The 21106-nt window shown below is 38.1% G+C and carries 24 protein-coding genes; 13 read left to right on the plus strand and 11 right to left on the minus strand.

Going from position 1 to position 21106, the window contains the following annotated elements; genetic code table 11:
• Window positions 1-19: 19 nt before the first annotated feature.
• A complete protein-coding gene (nudE, locus tag DPV81_RS05180) occupies window positions 20-568 on the minus strand; it encodes an ADP compounds hydrolase NudE (protein ID WP_111387088.1) in 549 nt (182 codons plus the stop codon).
• 64 nt (window positions 569-632) lie between these two features.
• On the opposite strand from nudE, the gene hslR reads away from it, so the two are divergent.
• Window positions 633-1028, plus strand: coding sequence for a ribosome-associated heat shock protein Hsp15 (hslR, locus tag DPV81_RS05185; RefSeq protein ID WP_005698885.1), 396 nt, complete (start codon window positions 633-635; stop codon window positions 1026-1028).
• Window positions 1029-1067: 39 nt separating this feature from the next.
• Here the strand turns inward: hslR and DPV81_RS05190 are convergent, their stop codons facing one another.
• The 3 genes from DPV81_RS05190 to aphA form a co-directional block, all read right to left on the minus strand.
• Window positions 1068-1625 (minus strand): TIGR00645 family protein, encoded by a 558-nt coding sequence (locus DPV81_RS05190; protein ID WP_049371844.1) that lies wholly within the window; start codon window positions 1623-1625, stop codon window positions 1068-1070.
• Window positions 1626-1694: 69 nt separating this feature from the next.
• Window positions 1695-3305, minus strand: a complete 1611-nt coding sequence (locus DPV81_RS05195) for a DNA recombination protein RmuC (RefSeq protein ID WP_111387090.1) — start codon at window positions 3303-3305, stop codon at window positions 1695-1697.
• Between the two features lie 117 nt (window positions 3306-3422).
• Complete coding sequence (aphA, locus tag DPV81_RS05200; RefSeq protein WP_014064597.1) at window positions 3423-4130, minus strand: acid phosphatase AphA; 708 nt, start codon at window positions 4128-4130, stop codon at window positions 3423-3425.
• Between the two features lie 219 nt (window positions 4131-4349).
• On the opposite strand from aphA, the gene hslV reads away from it, so the two are divergent.
• Both hslV and hslU read left to right on the plus strand, forming a co-directional pair.
• Complete coding sequence (gene hslV, locus DPV81_RS05205; protein WP_005695137.1) at window positions 4350-4880, plus strand: ATP-dependent protease subunit HslV; 531 nt, start codon at window positions 4350-4352, stop codon at window positions 4878-4880.
• A gap of 9 nt (window positions 4881-4889) precedes the next feature.
• Window positions 4890-6224, plus strand: a complete 1335-nt coding sequence (hslU, locus tag DPV81_RS05210) for an ATP-dependent protease ATPase subunit HslU (RefSeq protein WP_049369891.1) — start codon at window positions 4890-4892, stop codon at window positions 6222-6224.
• A gap of 183 nt (window positions 6225-6407) precedes the next feature.
• Here the strand turns inward: hslU and DPV81_RS09550 are convergent, their stop codons facing one another.
• Window positions 6408-6809: a transposase gene (locus tag DPV81_RS09550; RefSeq protein WP_111387092.1), complete on the minus strand. Its 402-nt coding sequence runs from the start codon at window positions 6807-6809 to the stop codon at window positions 6408-6410.
• A gap of 79 nt (window positions 6810-6888) precedes the next feature.
• Complete coding sequence (locus DPV81_RS05220; RefSeq protein ID WP_111387094.1) at window positions 6889-7698, minus strand: amidohydrolase family protein; 810 nt, start codon at window positions 7696-7698, stop codon at window positions 6889-6891.
• 137 nt (window positions 7699-7835) lie between these two features.
• Between DPV81_RS05220 and DPV81_RS05225 the strand changes: the two genes are divergently transcribed.
• Window positions 7836-8174 (plus strand): winged helix-turn-helix transcriptional regulator, encoded by a 339-nt coding sequence (locus DPV81_RS05225; protein ID WP_207930105.1) that lies wholly within the window; start codon window positions 7836-7838, stop codon window positions 8172-8174.
• A 187-nt stretch (window positions 8175-8361) separates the two neighbouring features.
• Here the strand turns inward: DPV81_RS05225 and slyD are convergent, their stop codons facing one another.
• From slyD to rraB, 3 genes are all read right to left on the minus strand, one after another.
• Entirely contained in the window at window positions 8362-9000 is a 639-nt protein-coding gene (gene slyD, locus DPV81_RS05230; RefSeq protein WP_070867718.1) for a peptidylprolyl isomerase, read from the minus strand.
• 44 nt (window positions 9001-9044) lie between these two features.
• Window positions 9045-9758 (minus strand): SIMPL domain-containing protein, encoded by a 714-nt coding sequence (locus tag DPV81_RS05235; protein ID WP_111387096.1) that lies wholly within the window; start codon window positions 9756-9758, stop codon window positions 9045-9047.
• 62 nt (window positions 9759-9820) lie between these two features.
• A complete protein-coding gene (gene rraB / locus DPV81_RS05240) occupies window positions 9821-10249 on the minus strand; it encodes a ribonuclease E inhibitor RraB (RefSeq protein WP_005695141.1) in 429 nt (142 codons plus the stop codon).
• Window positions 10250-10455: 206 nt separating this feature from the next.
• On the opposite strand from rraB, the gene truD reads away from it, so the two are divergent.
• From truD to proS, 6 genes are all read left to right on the plus strand, one after another.
• Window positions 10456-11478, plus strand: a complete 1023-nt coding sequence (gene truD, locus DPV81_RS05245; RefSeq protein WP_111387098.1) for a tRNA pseudouridine(13) synthase TruD — start codon at window positions 10456-10458, stop codon at window positions 11476-11478.
• Window positions 11478-12218 carry a 5'/3'-nucleotidase SurE gene (gene surE / locus DPV81_RS05250; protein WP_111387100.1) on the plus strand — a complete coding sequence of 247 codons (741 nt, stop codon included), beginning with the start codon at window positions 11478-11480 and terminating at the stop codon, window positions 12216-12218. The genes truD and surE overlap by 1 nt, the downstream gene beginning before the upstream one ends.
• Before the next feature lie 51 nt (window positions 12219-12269).
• Window positions 12270-12845, plus strand: coding sequence for a YqaA family protein (locus DPV81_RS05255; RefSeq protein ID WP_049364715.1), 576 nt, complete (start codon window positions 12270-12272; stop codon window positions 12843-12845).
• 16 nt (window positions 12846-12861) lie between these two features.
• Window positions 12862-13050 (plus strand): hypothetical protein, encoded by a 189-nt coding sequence (locus tag DPV81_RS05260; protein WP_049363974.1) that lies wholly within the window; start codon window positions 12862-12864, stop codon window positions 13048-13050.
• A 23-nt stretch (window positions 13051-13073) separates the two neighbouring features.
• Window positions 13074-14315: a murein hydrolase activator NlpD gene (gene nlpD, locus DPV81_RS05265; RefSeq protein WP_111387102.1), complete on the plus strand. Its 1242-nt coding sequence runs from the start codon at window positions 13074-13076 to the stop codon at window positions 14313-14315.
• Between the two features lie 95 nt (window positions 14316-14410).
• Window positions 14411-16126, plus strand: a complete 1716-nt coding sequence (proS, locus tag DPV81_RS05270; RefSeq protein WP_111387104.1) for a proline--tRNA ligase — start codon at window positions 14411-14413, stop codon at window positions 16124-16126.
• A gap of 65 nt (window positions 16127-16191) precedes the next feature.
• Here the strand turns inward: proS and deoC are convergent, their stop codons facing one another.
• Both deoC and deoR read right to left on the minus strand, forming a co-directional pair.
• Window positions 16192-16866 carry a deoxyribose-phosphate aldolase gene (gene deoC, locus DPV81_RS05275; RefSeq protein ID WP_111387106.1) on the minus strand — a complete coding sequence of 225 codons (675 nt, stop codon included), beginning with the start codon at window positions 16864-16866 and terminating at the stop codon, window positions 16192-16194.
• A gap of 29 nt (window positions 16867-16895) precedes the next feature.
• Window positions 16896-17639: a DNA-binding transcriptional repressor DeoR gene (gene deoR / locus DPV81_RS05280; RefSeq protein WP_070592688.1), complete on the minus strand. Its 744-nt coding sequence runs from the start codon at window positions 17637-17639 to the stop codon at window positions 16896-16898.
• A gap of 151 nt (window positions 17640-17790) precedes the next feature.
• Here deoR and rbsK point away from each other — a divergent pair, with 151 nt between their 5' ends.
• From rbsK to DPV81_RS05295, 3 genes are read left to right on the plus strand one after another with little or no spacing between them, the layout of a single operon-like run.
• Window positions 17791-18708: a ribokinase gene (rbsK, locus tag DPV81_RS05285; RefSeq protein WP_111387108.1), complete on the plus strand. Its 918-nt coding sequence runs from the start codon at window positions 17791-17793 to the stop codon at window positions 18706-18708.
• A 10-nt stretch (window positions 18709-18718) separates the two neighbouring features.
• Entirely contained in the window at window positions 18719-20014 is a 1296-nt protein-coding gene (fucP, locus tag DPV81_RS05290; protein ID WP_070592681.1) for an L-fucose:H+ symporter permease, read from the plus strand.
• Window positions 20014-21033 (plus strand): aldose 1-epimerase family protein, encoded by a 1020-nt coding sequence (locus DPV81_RS05295; RefSeq protein ID WP_111387110.1) that lies wholly within the window; start codon window positions 20014-20016, stop codon window positions 21031-21033. Before fucP ends, DPV81_RS05295 begins: the two co-directional genes overlap by 1 nt.
• The last annotated feature ends 73 nt before the right edge of the window (window positions 21034-21106 follow it).

Below are 21106 nucleotides of genomic sequence, written 5' to 3' on the forward strand. Positions count from 1 at the left end.
TTATCTAAATTTATTCGATTTATTTACGTTTTTTCAAAAAATCTCGCAAAGAATAAAGTGCAGCAAGATTTCTGGCCTCATTAAATTCATCACTGACCAAAAGTGCATCAAGTTGCGATAACGGATAACGCACCATTTCTAATGGTTCAGGCTCATCGCCTTCTAGTTGATTTGGATACAGATCTTCGCCTAATAAAACGTGCATTTTATGCCCCATAATTTGTGGATTGATTTTCATGGTACGTAAAAATGTCCATTTTTTTGCGCCGAAGCCAATTTCTTCCTGTAATTCTCGATTGGCACTTTGTTCGGGCGTTTCTCCCATATCCATTCCACCTTTTACAAAGCCTAACTCATATTGTTCTGTTCCTACCGCGTATTCACGAACAAGAAGTAAATCTTCACCATCAATTGCAATCACCATGACAGAATCGCGATTGAAAGGGCGAAAACGTTCGTAAGTGCGGTCAATTCCATTGGAGAATTTGAGAGCAACAGCTTGAATTTCAAACAAGCGGGATTTTGCCACCGTGGAAAGGGAGAGAATGTGTGGAAGTTGTTTTTTCATGATATTAGCCCTATTATCTTGTCATTGGCTCATCATACGCAAAGTGAGAGAAATAGGAAGAGTTATGGCTGAAAATAACGAAGTACGATTAGATAAATGGCTCTGGGCAGCACGTTTTTATAAAACCCGTAGCATTGCGAAAGCGATGATTGAAGGGGGCAAAGTCCATTACAACGGTCAACGAGCAAAAGTGAGTAAAAATGTAGAAATCGGTGCCATGATTAAGCTCCGTCAAGGCAGCGATGAAAAAGAAATTGAAGTGATTGCGTTGAGTGACCAACGTCGTGGCGCCCCTGAAGCCCAATTGCTTTACCAAGAAACGGCACAGAGTGTGAAAAAACGCGAGGAAATGGCGTGGGCAAGAAAAAATAATGCCCTTTCGATGCCACATCCTGATCGTCGTCCAAACAAAAAAGAACGTCGAGATTTATTGAAATTTAAACACCAAGATGAGTTCTAGAAAATAAAAGTGCGGTCAATTTTGACCGCACTTTGTGTATTAATGGTTTTTGTGGCTTGTACTGTAGAGAATTTTGTCGGTATAAGCCATCGCAATCGCTGAAATCAAGAAAGAAAAATGAATAATCACTTCCCACATAATTGTTTTTTCAGAAATTTTTGAGGCATTCACAAAGGTTTGCAATAAGTGAATAGACGAAATGCTGATAATTGACATAGAAAGTTTCACTTTCAGCACTGTTGCATTAACATGGCTCATCCATTCAGGTTGATCAGGATGGTTTTTTGTACGAAGTTTTGAAACAAAAATCTCGTATCCGCCTAATGTCACCATCACCAATAAGTTCGCAATCATCACCACATCAATGAGATTAAGTACAGCGAGCATAATGGTGTCCGCATCCATTTCATTAACATTGGTGATGAGATACCACAAGTTTTTCATAAACTTGTAGGCATAGATGCCTTGCACGACAATTAAACCTAAGTAAATAGGCACTTGTAACCAACGGCTTGCAAAAATTGTTTTGCTTAGAAAACTGGTTTGTTCGTTATATTTTGCGCATGGATCCGTGATTTCTTTTTGTTCTGTTGCCATAAAATTCCCCACAAATAAAAAAGCGGCAAGAAAATAGCCGCTTTTAGAGAAAAATTCAACAGGTATGCTTTATTTTACCCCGTTCTCGGTAGTGATAAGAGATAGGCGCGTTAAATCCACGTCATTATTGAGCAATTCAACGTTTGGCATGCTCTTGTTAGCCTTCGCTGACAAGTCTTTAAATCGCTCCACTTTCCCCACTAAACCCTGTTGCCCCACAAGAGCGGTAACAGTACTGTTATATTGATTGCTCACGGTGGAAAGGGTATTGCCCAGTTTGCTCAAGCGTTCTGCTACCAAGCAAATCTGGTTGTAAATTTCGCCTGCTTTTTCTGCGATTTCTTTAGCCTCAGCATTACCTCGTTCGATACGCCATAAATTTGCCACCGTGCGTAAAATTGGCATTAAGGTCGTGTGCGACACCATAATGACATTTTTCTCGTAGCCATAGTTAAACAGACTTGGGTCTAATTTTAAGGCTTCAATATAAGCGGGTTCCACAGCGATGAACATCAAGACAAAATTAGGGCTACGCATGCCAATCAAATTGCTGTAATCCTTGCGGTGCAAGTCATCAATGTGATTTTTCAACGCTTTAATATGCTCCCTTAGTAAACGCTCACGTTCGAATTCATCCTCAGAATTGACCGCACTTTCGTAAGCATTCAATGACATTTTGCTATCAATGATGATATTTTTCTCATCGGGCAGATTCAGTACAAAATCAGGATAGTTTCGTCCGCCTTGCTCATCTTTAAAATGGACCTGTGCACTGTAATGCACGTTCTCAATTAAACCAGCCAACTGAAGTGCGCGCTCAAGTTGTACTTCTCCCCAGTTTCCTAAGGTTTTCTTTTCACCTTTTAGTGCAGAGGTTAAATTATTGGCTTCTTTCGACATGTTTAAGCCAATTTCCAACACCTTTTTGATTTCCGCTTCTAAACCCGCATTGCCTTTTACTGATTCCGAATGGATTTCATTGACTCGTTTTTGAAAGCCTTCGATTTGTTCACGGAAAGGCTTCAATAAGGTTTCCAATGCCGTCTGATTGGTTTGATTAAAGGATTGGCTTTTTTCTTCCAAAATGCGGTTGGCCAGATTTTGGAATTCTACGCCAAGCTGTTGTTTGGATTGTTCAATATGCTGTTGCTGTTCAGCAAAATGTTTTTCTTTTTCAGAAAGTGTGGTTTTTAATTCCGTTAATTCCTGTGAAAGTGCGGTCAATTTTTCCTGCGTTTTTTGCTGCTCTTGTTCTTTTCTAAGTAGATTTTCCTGAGCTTGTTGTAATTGACCTTGCAAGCTTTCGGCTTGTGCAGATGCTATCCCAAAACGTTCTTTTAATGCGGTGATTTGCCCGCCAATTTGATCGTGTCGGAGCTGTTCTTCATCTAATTCTTTTTCTAAATATTGGATTTTTTCATCACGTTCATTAAGGCGAGTTTGCAAACCTTCTGCATGAGTTTGCGCTTTAACGGCTTGTTGTTCTAATTGATTTTTGACCGCACTTAAAGAATCAAAACGCTCAGCTAATTGATTGTAATCTTCGATGGTTTTATTGAGATCTTGTTGTAATTCTTGCGTATCTCGTTTGCTGCGGCTTAATAGAAAAAGCATCACAATACTGATAAAAACCAGCACGGCAATGATGATTAAATATTGATTAGACGTGAGTTCTGACATAAATAGGCTCCTAGAAACGCAAAAATTTTAGCATATTCCCAGAAACTTTCTAAAAATTAAGATTGTTAATTAGGTAAGAAAAGTGCGGTCAAAGTAACCGCACTTTTTTTATAAAGATTAGTAGTTTGAGTTAATCAATACTTCTTCGCCGTAGCCACCAAGGGTTGGCATTGGTTGATAAGTTGAGTTAGCGGCACGCATTAAACGAATACCACGAATACCTGCTTCTTTTGCGGCTAGGATATCGTCATCGCTGTCACCATAGTGAATACTCACTTTGTGCTCAATAATACCCGGTGTTTTGTTATATTTAGTTGGAAGTTTGCGACCACCCATGAATTCTACAGGATGCATGTCTTTAATATTAAAGGCTTTTTGTAGCACTGGTGTCACACCATCTTTATCGCCTGCTGTACGACCGGTAATGAAATAAATTTGGTCACCACGTGCTTGGTGCATATTAATTAAATCCACCGCAATTTGTTTTGGAATAGAATATTGGTCACAACCCGCATTTACTTCATTCCAGAAATCTTGATTTTTTAAGTAATCATTTTTACCTGGTGAGTATTTTTCTTGGCCGTGATAGAAACAAGGGCTACTGAAAAGGACGGTATCGTCAATGTCGAAGCTCACATTAATGGGTGCTTTGCCTTCCAATTCTTTTTTCAATTGTTCAACAGAGATCCAGTGAATCGGTTTTTGCTCTGTCATTTCACGAGCATTCGTACCTTGTTCAGTGTAAGGTTCTTTGTTTGATGCAAAAGTAGAGACTGCGCTTGCCGCTAAAATTGCAATGGCAGAAAGTTTAAGTAAATTTTTCATGTTTTCCTCATTAAGTAGTTTGTTTTACTTGTAACAAATCATATTCCTAAAAAATATGGGTGTGAAATAATAGCAATCGTTTGCTATTTAAAAAAGTGATCTTTATCACATTTTTTTCAGATGATTGTTTAATAAAGCATCAAAGAAAAATTACCCCTTGAATTTGGCTGAATTGAACGCCATATAACGAATAACTTTTCTTAAAAGAAGGATAAAAGAATGACAACAATTGTAAGCGTACGTCGTAATGGCCAAGTGGTTGTTGGAGGCGATGGACAGGTTTCATTAGGCAACACCGTCATGAAAGGGAATGCCCGTAAAGTACGCCGTTTATATAATGGCAAAGTTTTAGCCGGTTTTGCAGGTGGTACAGCCGATGCGTTCACCTTATTTGAATTATTTGAGCGTAAATTAGAAATGCATCAAGGGCATTTGTTAAAAGCTGCCGTGGAATTAGCGAAAGATTGGCGAACCGATCGTGCGTTACGCAAATTAGAAGCAATGTTGATTGTGGCAGATGAAAAAGAAAGTTTAATCATTACCGGTATTGGTGATGTGGTGCAACCGGAAGCCGATCAGATTTTAGCCATTGGTTCCGGTGGTAACTATGCATTATCGGCAGCCCGTGCGTTGGTGGAGAATACTGATTTATCAGCTCGTGAAATTGTGGAAAAATCTTTAAAAATTGCCGGTGATATTTGCGTGTTTACCAATACGAATTTCACTATCGAAGAATTACCGAATAAATAAGGAAAAATTATGTCTGAAATGACCCCTCGTGAAATTGTTTCCGAATTAGATCAACATATTATCGGCCAAAAAGAGGCGAAAAGAGCGGTTGCGATCGCATTACGTAACCGTTGGAGAAGAATGCAGTTGCAAGAGCCACTTCGCCATGAAGTGACCCCTAAAAATATTTTAATGATTGGGCCAACAGGGGTGGGTAAAACCGAGATTGCACGTCGTCTTGCAAAATTAGCTAATGCGCCATTCATTAAAGTGGAAGCAACCAAGTTCACCGAAGTGGGCTATGTGGGGAAAGAAGTGGACTCCATTATCCGTGATTTAACGGACAGTGCGATGAAATTAGTTCGCCAACAAGAAATTGCGAAAAATCGTGCGAAAGCAGAAGATGCGGCGGAAGATCGTATTTTAGATGCATTATTGCCTCCACCGAAAAATCAATGGGGTGAAGTGGAAAACCACGACACCAACAGCAGCACTCGCCAAGCGTTCCGTAAAAAATTACGTGAAGGACAATTAGACGATAAAGAAATCGAAATTGATGTGTCTGCAGGCGTTTCAATGGGGGTGGAAATCATGGCACCTCCAGGCATGGAAGAAATGACCAATCAGTTGCAATCCATGTTCCAAAGCCTGGGTTCGGATAAAACCAAAAAACGCAAAATGAAAATTAAGGATGCATTAAAAACCTTAATTGACGATGAAGCGGCCAAATTGATTAATCCGGAAGAATTGAAACAAAAAGCCATTGATGCAGTTGAGCAAAACGGTATCGTGTTTATTGATGAGATCGACAAGATCTGTAAAAAAGGCGAATACAGTGGTGCGGATGTTTCTCGTGAGGGTGTGCAACGTGACTTATTGCCATTAGTGGAAGGTTCAACGGTTAATACCAAACACGGGATGGTGAAAACCGATCATATTCTCTTTATTGCATCGGGTGCATTCCAAGTGGCGCGTCCATCAGATTTAATCCCAGAGTTGCAAGGTCGTTTACCAATTCGTGTTGAATTGTCTGCATTAACGGCAGAGGATTTTGAGCGTATTCTAACTGAGCCAAATGCGTCTTTAACGGAGCAATATAAAGCGCTCATGGCAACAGAAGGCGTGAGCATTGAATTTACACAAGATGCTATTAAGAAAATTGCCGAAGCAGCTTTCCGTGTGAATGAGAAAACGGAGAATATTGGTGCAAGACGCTTACATACCGTTATGGAACGTTTAATGGATAAAATCTCATTTGATGCGAGCGATATGAACGGACAAACCGTGAATATTGATGCGGCCTATGTGATTGAGGCATTAGGCGAAGTGATCGAGAATGAAGATTTAAGTCGATTCATTCTGTAATGAAAGTTTAGATAAAGAAAAAGGGGCTGTAACAGAATGCTGTGAAACCGCATTCTAGTTGCAGTCCCTTTAAAATATAGAAAATACCAAGGCTTTTAAAGTAATACGTTCTTTAAAGCTCTTGGTATTTTTCATTTTTAGGCGCACTTAAATAAGCCCTAGTCAGATTAAAATTTTTTGGATTTAAGCTACTTCTTTAATCTCGAATAAGGTCTTGTTAATTTGGCCAGATTGTATTCTGTTATGTAATTTTGCAAGATTAAATCTCATCGCTCGAATATAGAGCATTTTATGAACATTATCTTTACCGCGATGGTTAAATCGTTTAAATTGAAAGTCCTCTTTAAGTACACCGAAGGTACCTTCCACTTGTATGGAACGTTTAGTCCGTAATTGTATGCCTTCAGCACTTATTAATCGCTTTTGGTTATCTGCCAATAATGCATCATATGCTGGATTCGTTTCAATTTGTTTAGGATTAGATGCATTCCATATTTTGGCATATGGCTGGCATTCTTTACGAAGACCACAGCGAGGGTTGATAGGAACGTGCTGAACTGCACAGTATTCTACGAATATCGATATAGCAAATGCACGAGTAAAACGATGTTCACTGGGGAACCGTAAAAAATAACATAGGAATTAATTTAATCAAACAGACATATTACAGTAGATTTAATTTGGTAAGCAATTCCATAATATTTTCTCCTAATACTAGATTTGTGATTGTCTTTGATGGACTTAGATATTCTATCATTTGTCGATAGAGAAAGGGGTCACCATATGGTGCATCAGAACTAAATAAGCATCTTTCAGGCAATTCTAATAATGCCATTTTTGTTGCTATAGATGTAAATTGTGCTGATAAATCTAAATATATATTAGGTACTGTTTTTGCTAATTCAATTAATTCCATCCAATTAGTACCGCCTAAATGACCAAAAATGATTGGCACTGTAGGGAATTTTTTACATAAATCTACAAGTGAAAATATCATTTCTTTTGTTACTGGTAGAAATGTATGTATCCAGAGGGGATATATTCTATTGGAGCATACTATTTTCATAATGTCCCCTATTTGTTGTATTTGAGCAATAGTACTAGGTGTAAATTCTCCAAGCCCCATTAAGTGATTTCTACATATTTGTTTGTCAATCCATAATTCTATATCGAATGATGTCATACCTAATGGTATATTTCCAAAACCTAGAAATCTATCAGGGTAATAATTCATTGCTGTGGTTAAATCTTTTATATTATTTTCATATAGTCTTTTCTTTTCTTTCGCATTTATATTTCCATTTAACACGGAATTTAGCATAGAAATTTGTTGTTTTAATTCCTGTAAAGAATGAGCCTGTTCGGGATGAGGAGTTGTAGTAAATAGAATAGCTTTATCAATTTTTGATTGATCCATCAACTCTATTTGATTTTCGGTTGGCAATATTAGGTGTTCGTGACTATCTATAACCATTGTTATTCATCTCCTATTATTTTATTACTAAATATATTATAGTAATAACTGTACGCTTTATTATGATATATAACAAGAAGGCACTTTCTCTATACTACGTATCCTTTAGTATAGTAGGTGTGAAAGAGGGTAGTATTTTGTCGAAAGTAGATTCTATTAATCAAGAATGTCCTATGGAGATTGCTTTAAATCTGTTAAGCGGTAAGTGGAGGTTAAAAATACTGTATTATTTACTAAAGGGAGAGTCAATTCACTTTAATCAATTACAACGATTATTAGGAGATATAACGACAAAAGTGTTGACGGCTCAATTACGTACACTAGAAGAAGCGGGTATTGTATCTAGAGTTGTATATGATGAATCGCCAATTAGAGTTAAATATTCTATGACAGATACAGGTAAAACACTGATTCCACTTATGACCGAATTATGTAATTGGGGGAAGACATACAAAAAAAGCCGACTTTTATCATAATTATTAATTCTTGATATAATTTAGCATCTCAACTTTTATGCCTTGTAAAGTTTAAATAAATAGTTTTATATGATAACCAAGAGTGATATATATAGAGATATATAAAAAGGGGCTGTAACAGAATGCGGTTTTACCGCATTCTGTTACAGCCCCTTTTTTTGTCTCTAGTTTTATCTCTAGATTAAGATTAGTGACCGCCGCAACCACAGCCGCCATGACCGTGTCCGTGATCATGATCGTGTTTATGACCACCGCCACAGCAACCGCCGTGTCCATGATCGTGATCATGGTGGTGGTGACCGTGACCGCCACAACCACAACCGTGACCATCTTCGTCATCATGATGGTGGTGGTGATCATGTGCGCCATGTACGTGACCGTGAGCAATTTCTTCTAATGTTGCTTCACGAGTACCAACAACTTCCACAGTGAAGTGTAATTCTTGACCCGCTAACATGTGGTTACCATCAACCACCACTTCATCGCCATCCACTTCAGTGATCACAACAGGAACTGGGCCGATATCTGTGTCAGCTAAGAAACGCATACCAACAACGACTTCATCAACGCCTTGGAATACCTCTTTTGGTACACGTTGAACCATGTTTTCATTGTATTCGCCGTAGCCTTCTTCAGGTTGAACACGCACTTCAAATTTGTCGCCAACTTCTTTACCTTCTAAGGCATTTTCAAGACCAATGATTAAGTTATTGTGGCCTTGTAAATATTCTAATGGTTGATTTGCTGGTGCTTCATCAACTAATACACCGTCTTGAGTACGTACTTGGTAAGCAATACTCACAACCGTATTTTTTGCTACTTTCATAGTGTTTTCCTTATTAAAAAAATCGTCGTTCATTGTATAGAAAATTATTCTTTAAGCAATGCAATTCGCGCATTCACACTGACTTTAATTTTCTCTTTACCACTTTGAGTGTAAGTTTCATCTTTTTCATCCGAGTAAGAGAAACTTTTTGCCATCATAGCCCCTGCGGCATAAGGGCGGAAATCATTCGCGGAATCATTGGCAGAAGACACGTCAAGGCTTTGTGTGTGATAACCTTTCATCTGCAAAGATTCTTGAATTAAGAGTGCTTTATCTTTAACTTTCGCTAAAGCCTCTTTGGTTAATTCATTTTCTAAACTACTTAATTTCTCACGTGAAACAGAGGCACTTACGCGATCAATGGCTAATACACCATCTAATTCATGTACAAGTGTTGATAACGCTTGAGAATCTTTACTTTCCAAAGTTAATTCTGCACGCGCAATCCAGCCTTGTTGTTTGCCTTTATTGTCATAACGAATCCAGGTATTGCGAGAATTATCTTTAATTTCAACCGCACTTTGTGCTTTTGCTAACTCAATGGCTTTATTCATTTTTTCTGCCATGGTTTTATTGAGCGCGGATAAATCATTGCCTTCCGCTTGGTAAAAAAGGGACACTTGCAATAAATCTCGTTCTACCTCTCTTTCAGCTTCAACACTAAAGCTGACATCCGTTGGCTGATGAGATACGGGCTCTGCTGCAAAAGAAGTGATAGGCAAGGCAAGTAATGCTAAAGAAAGCGCTTTGAGTTTCATTGTTTCATTCCTATTTGGGTAAGATAAAAATTAAGGGCGGTTTAACACGCCCTTTGTTATTATTAATGTAAACGTTCGTTGTCGTCTTCGACATCTTCATCGTCAAAAAATTCGCCATCATCGCCGTATTCATCATCTTCCGCATTCGGATCTTCAAAATACGTGCCCCAGCCATCATAAATACCTTTGTATTTTTCCACTAATGGCAGAATTTCTTTTTGCTGTGCATCGATAATTTCGGGCTTTAATTCTACTTCACTGATGATGTCAAAGCAGAAAATCACCTTGCCACTTTCATCTTCAAATTCTTCCGCTTCTGACACTTCATAGCCTGCTTTAAAAGCATCCACAGCAATTTTTTCTAAGGTATCAAAATCATAATGAGCGATGTGATGTTCGATAATATAAAGGGCATCCGGATCGCTGCCGTCATTTAATAAATCCGTAATGATTTCACGGGTTTCTTCTTGAAGTTCGTTAAAATTCGTCATAAGGTATTCCTTTTGTCAGAAAAAGTGCAGTCATTGTAGGGGATAAAGATGAAAATGTCGCTAAAAATTTATTCTCATTTCAGTTTGCCTTGAAGGGGCGGAAAGGTTAAAATTCTGCGCGAATAAATTGTGCTTAACATGCCCAGCTGATCACGCTATTTATTGCAGCGAAAAAGTTGGGTTTTCTTATTTTAGAACGAAAAAAAATGGTCAAACATCTCCCTTATTTCACCTTAAAAACACCGCCAAAAACAACCGCACTTTTAAAGCAAGCGTTCGCTGATTTTATTGTTAAAGAAGATCTGGGCTATGAAATGTCAGGCGAAGGCGAATTTGTGGCGGTAAAAATCCGTAAAACGGATTGCAATACACTGTTTGTCGGTGAAAAACTTGCCAAGTTTGCGGGTATTTCTGATCGAAATATGGGGTATGCCGGTTTGAAAGATCGTCATGGCATTACGGAACAATGGTTTTGTTTACAAATGCCGGGGAAAGAAACGCCTGATTTTAGCCAATTTCAATTGGAAGGCGTCGAGATTTTAGACGTCACTCGTCACAATCGTAAAATTCGTACGGGTAGTCTTCAAGGAAATGCCTTCGAGATTTTATTACGCGGTGCAAAAGAAAGTGATGAGTTAAACGAACGTTTAAATTTTGTGGCGAAATACGGTTTTCCTAACTACTTCACTGAGCAGCGTTTTGGGCGTGATGGTCATAATCTGACTCAAGCGATTCGTTGGGCGAAAGGGGAGATTAAGGTCAAAGATCGTAAAAAACGCAGTTTTTACCTTTCAGCAGCTCGCAGTGAAATTTTTAATTTAGTTGTGGCAGGACGAATTGAACAAAATGTAGCAGATCAGGTTCTAAGAGACGATATTGTGCAATTAAACGGATCGCACAGTTGGTTTAAAGCCGATGAAAATGAAGATTTAGCTGTTTTACAGCAACGTTTGAACGAGCAAGATATTTTGCTCACTGCACCTTTAATTGGCGAAGAAAATTTATCTGCAAGTGCGGTCGAAAATCAAGTGGTTTTAGAACACCAGGTTTTCCAAGAATTAATGAAACAAGAAAGAATGAAAGCCGCTCGCCGCCCTTTATTGATGCAGGCAAAAGATTTCCATTGGACGTTTGTTGAAGAAGGATTAAAACTCTCATTTTATTTGCCGGCGGGGAGCTATGCCACTGCATTGGTGCGAGAGTTAGTGAATATTAAGGAAGAAGAATAATGCGAATTTTAGTCAGCAATGATGACGGTTTTCACGCCGAAGGGATTCAAGTTTTAGCAAAAGAATTACGAAAAATTGCCGATGTAGTGATCGTCGCGCCCGATCGTAATCGTAGCGCGGCATCAAGCTCATTAACGCTTGTTGAGCCGCTTCGTCCGCGTCATTTAGACAGTGGTGATTATTGCGTGAACGGCACACCGGCTGATTGTGTGCATTTGGCATTGAACGGTTTTTTATCTGGACAAGTGGATCTTGTGGTATCAGGTATTAATGCAGGCTGTAACATGGGTGATGATACCTTGTATTCAGGTACCTTAGCTGCCGCGTTAGAAGGTCGTCATTTGGGATTGCCAGCCATTGCGGTATCTTTAGATGGTCGTCTGCATTATGAAACAGCGGCTCGCGTAGTGTGTGATTTGATTCCTAAATTACATCCTCAATTATTGAATAAACGCGAAGTGATCAATATCAATGTGCCAGATTTGCCTTACGAAGAGCTTAAAGGAATCAAAGTCTGTCATTTAGGTTATCGCTCATCCGCTGCAGAAGTGATTAAACAAGAAGATCCTCGAGGCGAAAATATCTATTGGATTGGTCCGTCAGGCTTGCCTGAATATGATGGTGAAGGTACCGATTTCCATGCGGTAAAAAATGGTTATGTTGCCATTACGCCAATTCAAGCGGATCTTACTGCTCATCAGTCAATTGCTGCTTTACAAGCTTGGCTGGAAAGTGAATAATGTGCCGTTTTGAAACGAATTTTCCCGATTGAAGCAATAAAGGATAAGTGAATGAATATTTTTGGTGCGATGTATGATAAAACAATGCAATGGTCAAAACATCGCTTTGCCGTGTTTTGGCTATCCTTTGTGAGTTTTATTGAGGCCATTTTCTTCCCCGTTCCACCGGATGTCATGTTGATTCCGATGTCAATGTCAAAACCGAAAAGTGCATTTCGTTTTGCACTTTATACCACGATTGCTTCGGTTGTCGGTGGAATGATTGGTTATGCTATTGGTTACTATGCCTTTGATTGGGTACAAGGCTATATTCAACAATGGGGTTACCAAGCCGCTTGGGAACAAGCTATGGCATGGTTTAAAGAATGGGGTATTTTAGTGGTCTTTGTTGCCGGTTTTAGCCCGATTCCTTACAAAGTTTTCACCATTTGCGCAGGCGTGATGCAAATGGCGTTTATCCCCTTTGTGATTACCGCGTTTGTGTCGCGTTTTGCTCGTTTTATTTTAGTCGCAAAACTGGCTGCATGGGGCGGAGAAAAATTCGCCGCGAAATTACGTAAATCTATTGAAATCATTGGTTGGAGTGTGGTTGCTCTAGCTGTGATTGCTTATCTTATTTTAAAATAACAGGGTGACCTTTTTTATGAATAAATTACTCTTAATTATCTCGAGTGCATTGCTGATCTCAGCTTGTACAGGAGAACCACAAAAACAAGATCCCGATGCATTACCTAATGGTATTATGCAACCCGTAGAAGGAACGGGAGCGGTTGCCGGTGGTAGCTTTATGCCGGAAATTGAAAAGAACTCGATGCCAAATCAAATGAAATAAATTTAATGTTAAAGGAAGAATAAATGAAAAAATCGTTTTTATTGCTCCCTGTGAGTATCGCTATTTTAACAGCTTGTAGTTCAAACAGCCCTGCGCCAATTGAAAATGTAGATGGCACACTTTCTCCGGGCGTAATGCAGCCTGTTGATAATAATTCGAGCGGTACATGGCAGCCAGAAATCCAACAAAATACCATGCCAAGTACAATGGGCAATAGCGTGCCAACGGGCACTCAAACACCACAACCAAGTTTTCAACCAACTTATCAACCGGTTCAACAACCTGCTGCAGCACAGCCTAAACCAACGCCAGCTCCAGCTCCTGCACCGGTTCAACCACAGATTAAAACCGTAACCAAAACGGTTTCTGATTGCACCAGCTCTGGCGCAATCAATGTGCCGCGTAATCCAAATACCAATGCGCCGGATTACAGCCAAATTCAAAAAGGTTCATACAAAGGAAATACCTATAAAGTAAACAAAGGCGATACCATGTTCTTAATCGCTTACTTGACCGGTATGGACGTGAAAGATTTAGCGAGCATGAACAATATGAAAGAGCCTTATAGCTTAAGTGTGGGCCAAACGTTAAAAATTTCAAATTGTTCAACTAAAACGGTTACCACGACTGTACCAGTGAAAACGACGGCACCAACTGCACCAACAGCTCCAGCTGAACCAGAAGTGACTTATACACCAGGTGCGAATGGTACTCAAATTGGCTCTGATGGTACGGTAATTGGTCCAATTAAAGCTGGTGTCGCAACAGGTGGAACATCAGCCCCAGCGTTTACCAACAATACACCGAGTACACCTGTGACAACGACAACGCAAGTGGGAACTACTACAAACGATACGCCAATTAATGCGAACGTTGTGGCACCAGTGGCATCGAATGTGGCATGGCAATGGCCAACCCAAGGTAACGTGATCCAAGGTTTCTCTAACTCTGATGGTGGTAACAAAGGGATTGATATCAGTGGTTCTCGCGGACAAGCGGTTAAAGCGGCGGCGAGCGGTCGTGTTGTGTATGCAGGTAACGCATTACGTGGCTACGGTAACTTAATCATCATCAAACATAATGATGATTTCTTAAGTGCTTATGCACACAACGACAAGATCCTTGTGAGCGATCAACAAGAAGTGAAAGCGGGTCAAGAGATTGCGAAAATGGGTAGCACAGGGACCAATGCTGTGAAACTTCACTTCGAGATCCGTTATAAAGGTAAATCTGTCGATCCAGTTAGATACTTACCGAGAAGATAATCTTTTCTCAGAAAAAAGTGCGGTTAAAAATGACCGCACTTTTTGTTATACTCTCACCAATTTTTTCTCAATGCTTAGAATCTAAGGTTAATTCAATGCGTACAAGTCAATATTTATTCTCAACACTAAAAGAAACCCCGGCTGAAGCGGCCATTGTGAGCCATCAATTAATGCTTCGTGCAGGGATGATTCGTCCTCTTGCTTCAGGTCTCTATAATTGGATGCCAACCGGCTGGCGTGTGCTCCGTAAAGTAGAAAAAATCATTCGTGAAGAAATGGATAAAAGCGGCGCACTTGAAATCAAAATGCCAGTCGTGCAACCAGCAGAATTATGGGAAGAATCAGGTCGTTGGGAACAATATGGCCCCGAATTACTTCGTTTTGAGGATCGTGGTAATCGTAACTTTGTATTAGGTCCAACACACGAAGAAGTGATTACGGATTTAGTTCGCCGCGAAGTGTCATCATACAGACAACTTCCAATCAATTTATACCAAATTCAAACCAAATTCCGTGATGAAGTGCGTCCGCGTTTCGGTGTAATGCGTTCACGTGAATTTATCATGAAAGATGCGTATTCTTTCCATGCTGATCACGCGAGCTTACAACAAACTTATGATGTGATGTATCAAACGTATAGCAATATTTTTAATCGCTTAGGTTTAGATTTCCGTGCAGTACAAGCAGACACTGGTTCTATCGGTGGTAGCGCCTCACATGAATTCCAAGTGTTAGCAAACAGCGGTGAAGATGATGTGATTTTCTCTACGGAATCTGATTACGCAGCAAACATTGAATTAGCGGAAGCGGTGGCGATTGGTGAGCGTGCAGCGCCAACGAAAGCGATGGAATTAATTGATACACCAAATGCAAAAACCATTGCTGAGTTGGTGGAACAATTCAATTTACCAATTGAGAAAACGGTTAAAACCTTGATTGTAAAAGGGGCAAGCGAAGAGCAACCATTGGTGGCGTTAGTGATTCGTGGTGACCATGAATTAAACGAAATCAAAGTAGAAAAATTACCAGAAGTGGCTTCACCATTTGAATTTGCAGACGAAGCTGTTATCAAAGCTAAAATTGGTGCGGGTGTAGGCTCATTAGGCCCTGTTAATCTCAATATTCCAGTGATTATTGACCGTTCAGTGGCGTTAGTGTCTGATTTCAGCGCAGGTGCAAACATTGATGGTAAACATTACTTCAATATCAACTGGGAACGTGATGTAGCGTTACCAAAAGTAGCCGATATTCGTAATGTGGTTGAAGGTGATCCAAGCCCGGATGGTAAAGGTACCTTATTGATTAAACGTGGTATCGAAGTAGGTCATATTTTCCAATTAGGTAAAAAATACTCAGAAGCCATGAATGCAACTGTTCAAGGTGAAGATGGTCGTCCAATGGTCGTAACCATGGGATGTTACGGTATTGGTGTAACACGAGTGGTTGCTGCGGCGATTGAACAGCATTTTGATGGGCGCGGTATCGTGTGGCCAACAGATGAAATTGCGCCATTCACCGTAGCCGTCGTGCCAATGAATATGCACAAATCTGAAAGCGTTCAACAATATGCGGAAGAATTGTACCGCACTTTACAAGCACAAGGCGTCGAAGTGATCTTTGATGACCGTAAAGAACGCCCAGGTGTGATGTTTGCCGATATGGAACTTATCGGCGTGCCACACATGGTGGTGATTGGTGAGAAAAATCTCGCAAACGGCGAAATCGAATATAAAAATCGCCGCACTGGTGAAAAACAAATGATTGCAAAAGATCAGTTGTTAGATTTCTTGAAAGGACAAATTAAAGCTTAAGTAAGTCTTTGATGATGAAAAAAGGAGATTGAGATATCCACTTCAATCTCCTTTTTTATTATCGATTAGTAATTACTTGAGGTATTACCGGAAACACCCGTTACAATCGCAATGCCTGCGCTTGCGCCAATTCGTGTCGCACCTGCTTCAATCATCGTTAGTGCGGTTTGAGTATCACGAATACCGCCAGAAGCTTTCACGCCAATGTTGCCTACCGTTTTCTTCATTAATGCGACATCTTCTACGGTTGCACCGCCTTTATTGAAACCCGTTGAGGTTTTAACAAATGCCACACCTAAAGCCTTACAGATTTCACAGGCTTTCACGATTTCTTCTTTGGTGAGTAAGCACGTTTCTAAAATCACTTTAAGTGGCACGCCATGACAAGCGATTAACACAGCTTGAATATCGTCTTTTACGGCATCCCATTTATTTGATTTAATCAAACCGACATTAATTACCATATCGATTTCACCCGCACCCGCTTTGATGGCTTCTTGGGTTTCAAACGCTTTGACTGAGGATAAGTTGGCGCCAAGAGGGAAACCAACAACCGTACAAATTTTGACGTTTGAGCCAGCGAGTTTTTCTTTGGCTAAAGGAATATAGCCTGAATTAATACAGACTGAATAAAAGCCGTATTGAATGGCTTCATCACAGAGTTTAAGAATATCCTGTTCTGTTTTTTCTGCAGTAAGGGCGGTGTGATCAATATATTGTGCTAATTGTTTACTATTCATATTTTTCTCCTTAACTTAGTCATCGGTTATTATTGATGATTATTCTTTATTATGAAATTTTTAGGTAATTCTTGATCACATATTAATAAGTCGAATTGATTTAAATCATTAATATATGCTTTTCTTACTAGTCCTATTTTCATATGATCAAATACCAATATATTCTTTTTACTTTTTTTCATTGCCATTTTTTTTACTTTTGCTTCATTATAATCAAAGCAGCTAACACCATATTCATCGCTTACACCTGCCGCAGAAATAAAGGCTTTAGTTGTAAGTATCGATTCTATTTCTGAGTTATTAATTGGAGTGAAAAATGAGTTATGACTAGAGTATGATCCACCTGCTAGTATTACTTCACAATTACTTTTTTCTTGCAAAATTGTAAATGTATTTAGAGAACAACAAAGTGCAGTAAATTTTATATCTGATTTTATTTGTGATGCAATAAAAGGGATTGTTGAACCACAATCAAAAAAAATAACATCCCCATTTTCAACAAGTTCTGCAGCCGCTTTACCTATAGTCATTTTCTCCTTTAAATTCTTATTTTCTTGTTCAAAAATCAGATAGTTAGCCTCATGATGGTTTTGAGGGGCTTTGACTATGTGACCACCTAGTAGAATTAAGGGGCATCCTTCAGTACTTAAATCTCTTCTTAAAGTCATTTCAGATACACTTAGTATATTGGCTGCATCTCTTAATTTTATAGAGCTCATTGTTCTGAGTATAAATTCTAAGCTTTTTATTCTTGAATTGTTTTTTCTGTCCATGGTGATATGTGGTTATAGTTTTATTGCTTCTAATAATATCATAAAAATTTTTTCTAGAACTGTGATCTTTGTCACTTTTTTAACATTTTTTGAGTATTATACTGTTGTTTAAATGAAATGTTACTTTATTAACAATTGAAATGGAGGTCGTATGGATATTGCAGTTATTGGTTCAAATATGGTTGATCTGATTACATATATAGATCGGATGCCTAAGTTGGGTGAAACAATCGAAGCTCCTAGCTTCAAGATAGGATGTGGAGGTAAAGGTGCTAATCAAGCAGTAGCTGCTGCTAAGTTAGGATCGGATGTGATGATGTTAACAAAAGTTGGAGATGATTTGTTCGCTGAGAACACACTAAAAAACTTTCATCTGAATGCTATAAATACTGATTATGTAACAGTAGCAAAAGGTGTTTCCAGTGGTGTCGCACCGATATTTGTAGATAAGTCATCCCAAAATAGCATTCTTATTATTAAAGGTGCAAATAGTCACTTATCAACAAAAGATATAGATGACGCAGAAAATGAACTTAAAAAATGTAAGCTTATTATTTTGCAATTAGAAGTTCCATTATCTGTTGTTTATTACTCAATTGATTTTGCAGTTAAAAATAATATACCTGTGATATTAAATCCAGCTCCTGCTGATCCAAATTTAGATATTAATTATGTGTGTAAGTGTGATTTTTTTATGCCTAATGAGACTGAATTAGAAATTCTTACAGGGTTACCAGTTTCTAATATTGATGAGATTCTGATAGCAGCTAATTCATTGATTTCAAAAGGATTGAAAAATCTTGTTGTTACTTTGGGGGAGAAAGGTGCGATATGGCTAGATGGAAATGTAATTCATCATATTGCTCCTCATAAGGTTAATGCTATTGATACTAGTGGAGCTGGGGATGCATTTATAGGATGTTTTGCACACTATCTTGTTAAAACGCATGATATTTTAGCATCTTTGAACATGGCCTCTGCATTTTCAGCTTATAGCGTGACTGGTCAAGGAACTCAAATATCATATCCGGATAAAAAAGAATTTGAGTGTTTTTTGGGTAAATTATAAGGAGTATGTTATGAAAGGAATACAGCAAATGCCTGATGGATATTTGAATCGAACACCTATATTTCAGTTCATATTATTATCTTGCCTATTTCCATTGTGGGGGGCTGCCGCGAGCTTAAACGATATTCTTATTACTCAATTTAAGAGTGTATTCACATTAAGTGACTTTGCAAGTGCATTAGTTCAAAGTGCCTTTTATGGTGGATATTTCTTAATTGCAATTCCAGCTTCTCTAGTAATAAAGAAAACAAGTTATAAAGTTGCTATTTTGATTGGTTTAACCTTGTATATTATAGGCTGTTCAATGTTTTATCCAGCTTCTCACATGGCTACTTATACTATGTTTTTAGCTGCTATATTTTCTATTGCTATCGGTTTAAGTTTCCTTGAAACATCAGCGAATACTTATAGTTCTATGCTCGGCCATCGAGATTATGCGACATTAAGACTGAATATTAGTCAAACATTTTATCCGATTGGTGCGATTTCTGGCATTTTACTGGGTAAATATTTAATCTTCCAAGAAGGGGCTAGCTTGAAAGAACAATTGCTTACGATGTCACCAGATCAAGCTCATGAATTTAAATTATCATTGCTTGAGCATACATTACAACCTTATAAATATCTTATTTTTGTATTAATTGCTGTTACTTTGTTGTTCTTATTGACAAAATTCCCTAGATGCAAAGCTGAAAATGAAGTTTTAGCTACTAATGTGAAATTCATTGATACATTGAAATATTTATCAAAGAATAAACAATTTAAGAAAGGAATTATTGCTCAATTTTTATATGTGGGCATGCAGGTTGCAGTATGGTCGTTTACAATACGTTTAGCTTTAAATTTAAGTAATATTAATGAGAGGGATGCTTCAAATTTCATGATATATAGTTTTATTGGTTTTTTCATCGGAAAATTTGTAGCAAATTTTTTAATGACTAAGTTTAAATCAGATGCAGTATTGTTTGTGTATTCTATTCTTGGTGTATTTACTCTCTCTTATACTTCTTTTGTTCATGACTTTTCAGCTGTTTATGCTGCAATTTTTGCAAGTGTATTGTTTGGACCATGTTGGGCTACAATTTATACATCTGTATTAGGAACTGTTAAACAAGAACATCGGGAAGTAGCCGGAGCTGTTGTAGTAATGTCAATTATTGGAGCTGCGGTTGTTCCTGCTATTCATGGATATGTTTCTGATACTTTAGGATCTTTACAATTAGCCTTTGTTGTACCAACGCTTTGCTTTATCTATGTTGGATATTACTTCTGGGATAAAATGAAATTAGAAAAAGGAGAGGAATAATGGAAACGAAGTTATTTTTATTCAAAGAATTATTTTCTAGAGATGAAAAAGTATTGCTTAGTAATAATGATTTTACAGTGTTTGGCTTTAAGTATGAATCAGGAATTGAAGCAATAAAAATTTGTAATAAAAAAGGATTTATTATTGTATTGCCTTTTTATGGTCAAATTATTTGGGATGCTGAATTTGGTAAACATTCATTAAAAATGAAGAATATGTTTTCTGAGCCGAAATTTGGTAATAGTATTGTTGATACTTACGGATGTTTTGCTTTTCATTCGGGGTTAATCAGAAATGGCTGTCCAAGCCCTGAAGATGATCATGTTTTGCATGGAGAGATGCCCTGTTCAATTATTAATAATGCCTGGTTAATCATTGATAATAATTCAATAACCCTTACGGGAGAAGTTGAATATGTGAAAGGGTTTGGAAATCATTATTCAGCAAGACCAGCTGTAACACTTTATTCAAATAGTACTTTATTTGATATTCAAATGAGTGTAACTAATTTATCTAGTGTTGATATGCCATTGCAATACATGTGCCACATGAATTATTGTTATGAGCATGGAGCGGTGTTAACACAGAATATTCCTGATGAGGCTATTGTTTTGAGAGAAACTATACCAGCTCACGTTAGCCCAACAGAAAAGTGGCTTGAGTTTAATGATAAAATTAAAAAAGGGGAATACCATCTTGATAAATTAGATAATGATGTGATGTATGATCCTGAAATAGTATTCTTTATGGATAATCTCAGTAAATATCAAGAGAATTTAGAATATAAAATGAAATCACCTAGTGGGCATAGCTATGTAACAAAATTCTCATCTAAAGACTTTAATTATGCAACACGATGGATTTTGTTTAATGAGGATCAACAAGTAGGTGCATTTGTATTACCAGCAACTTGTAGGCCAGAAGGTTTTTTAGCAGCTAAAAAAGCAGGAAGTTTAATTATGCTAAAACCTAAAGAGACAAAAGCATTTAGTGTAACTACAGGAATTGAAAATTTATAGTTATTAAATAATGCTCCTATTTTTATAATAGGAGCATTTTTTATGTGATGCCAAGTTTAGATAATGTATTTAT

Source organism: Haemophilus parainfluenzae (assembly GCF_003252795.1).
Taxonomy (GTDB): Bacteria; Pseudomonadota; Gammaproteobacteria; order Enterobacterales; family Pasteurellaceae; genus Haemophilus_D; species Haemophilus_D parainfluenzae_K.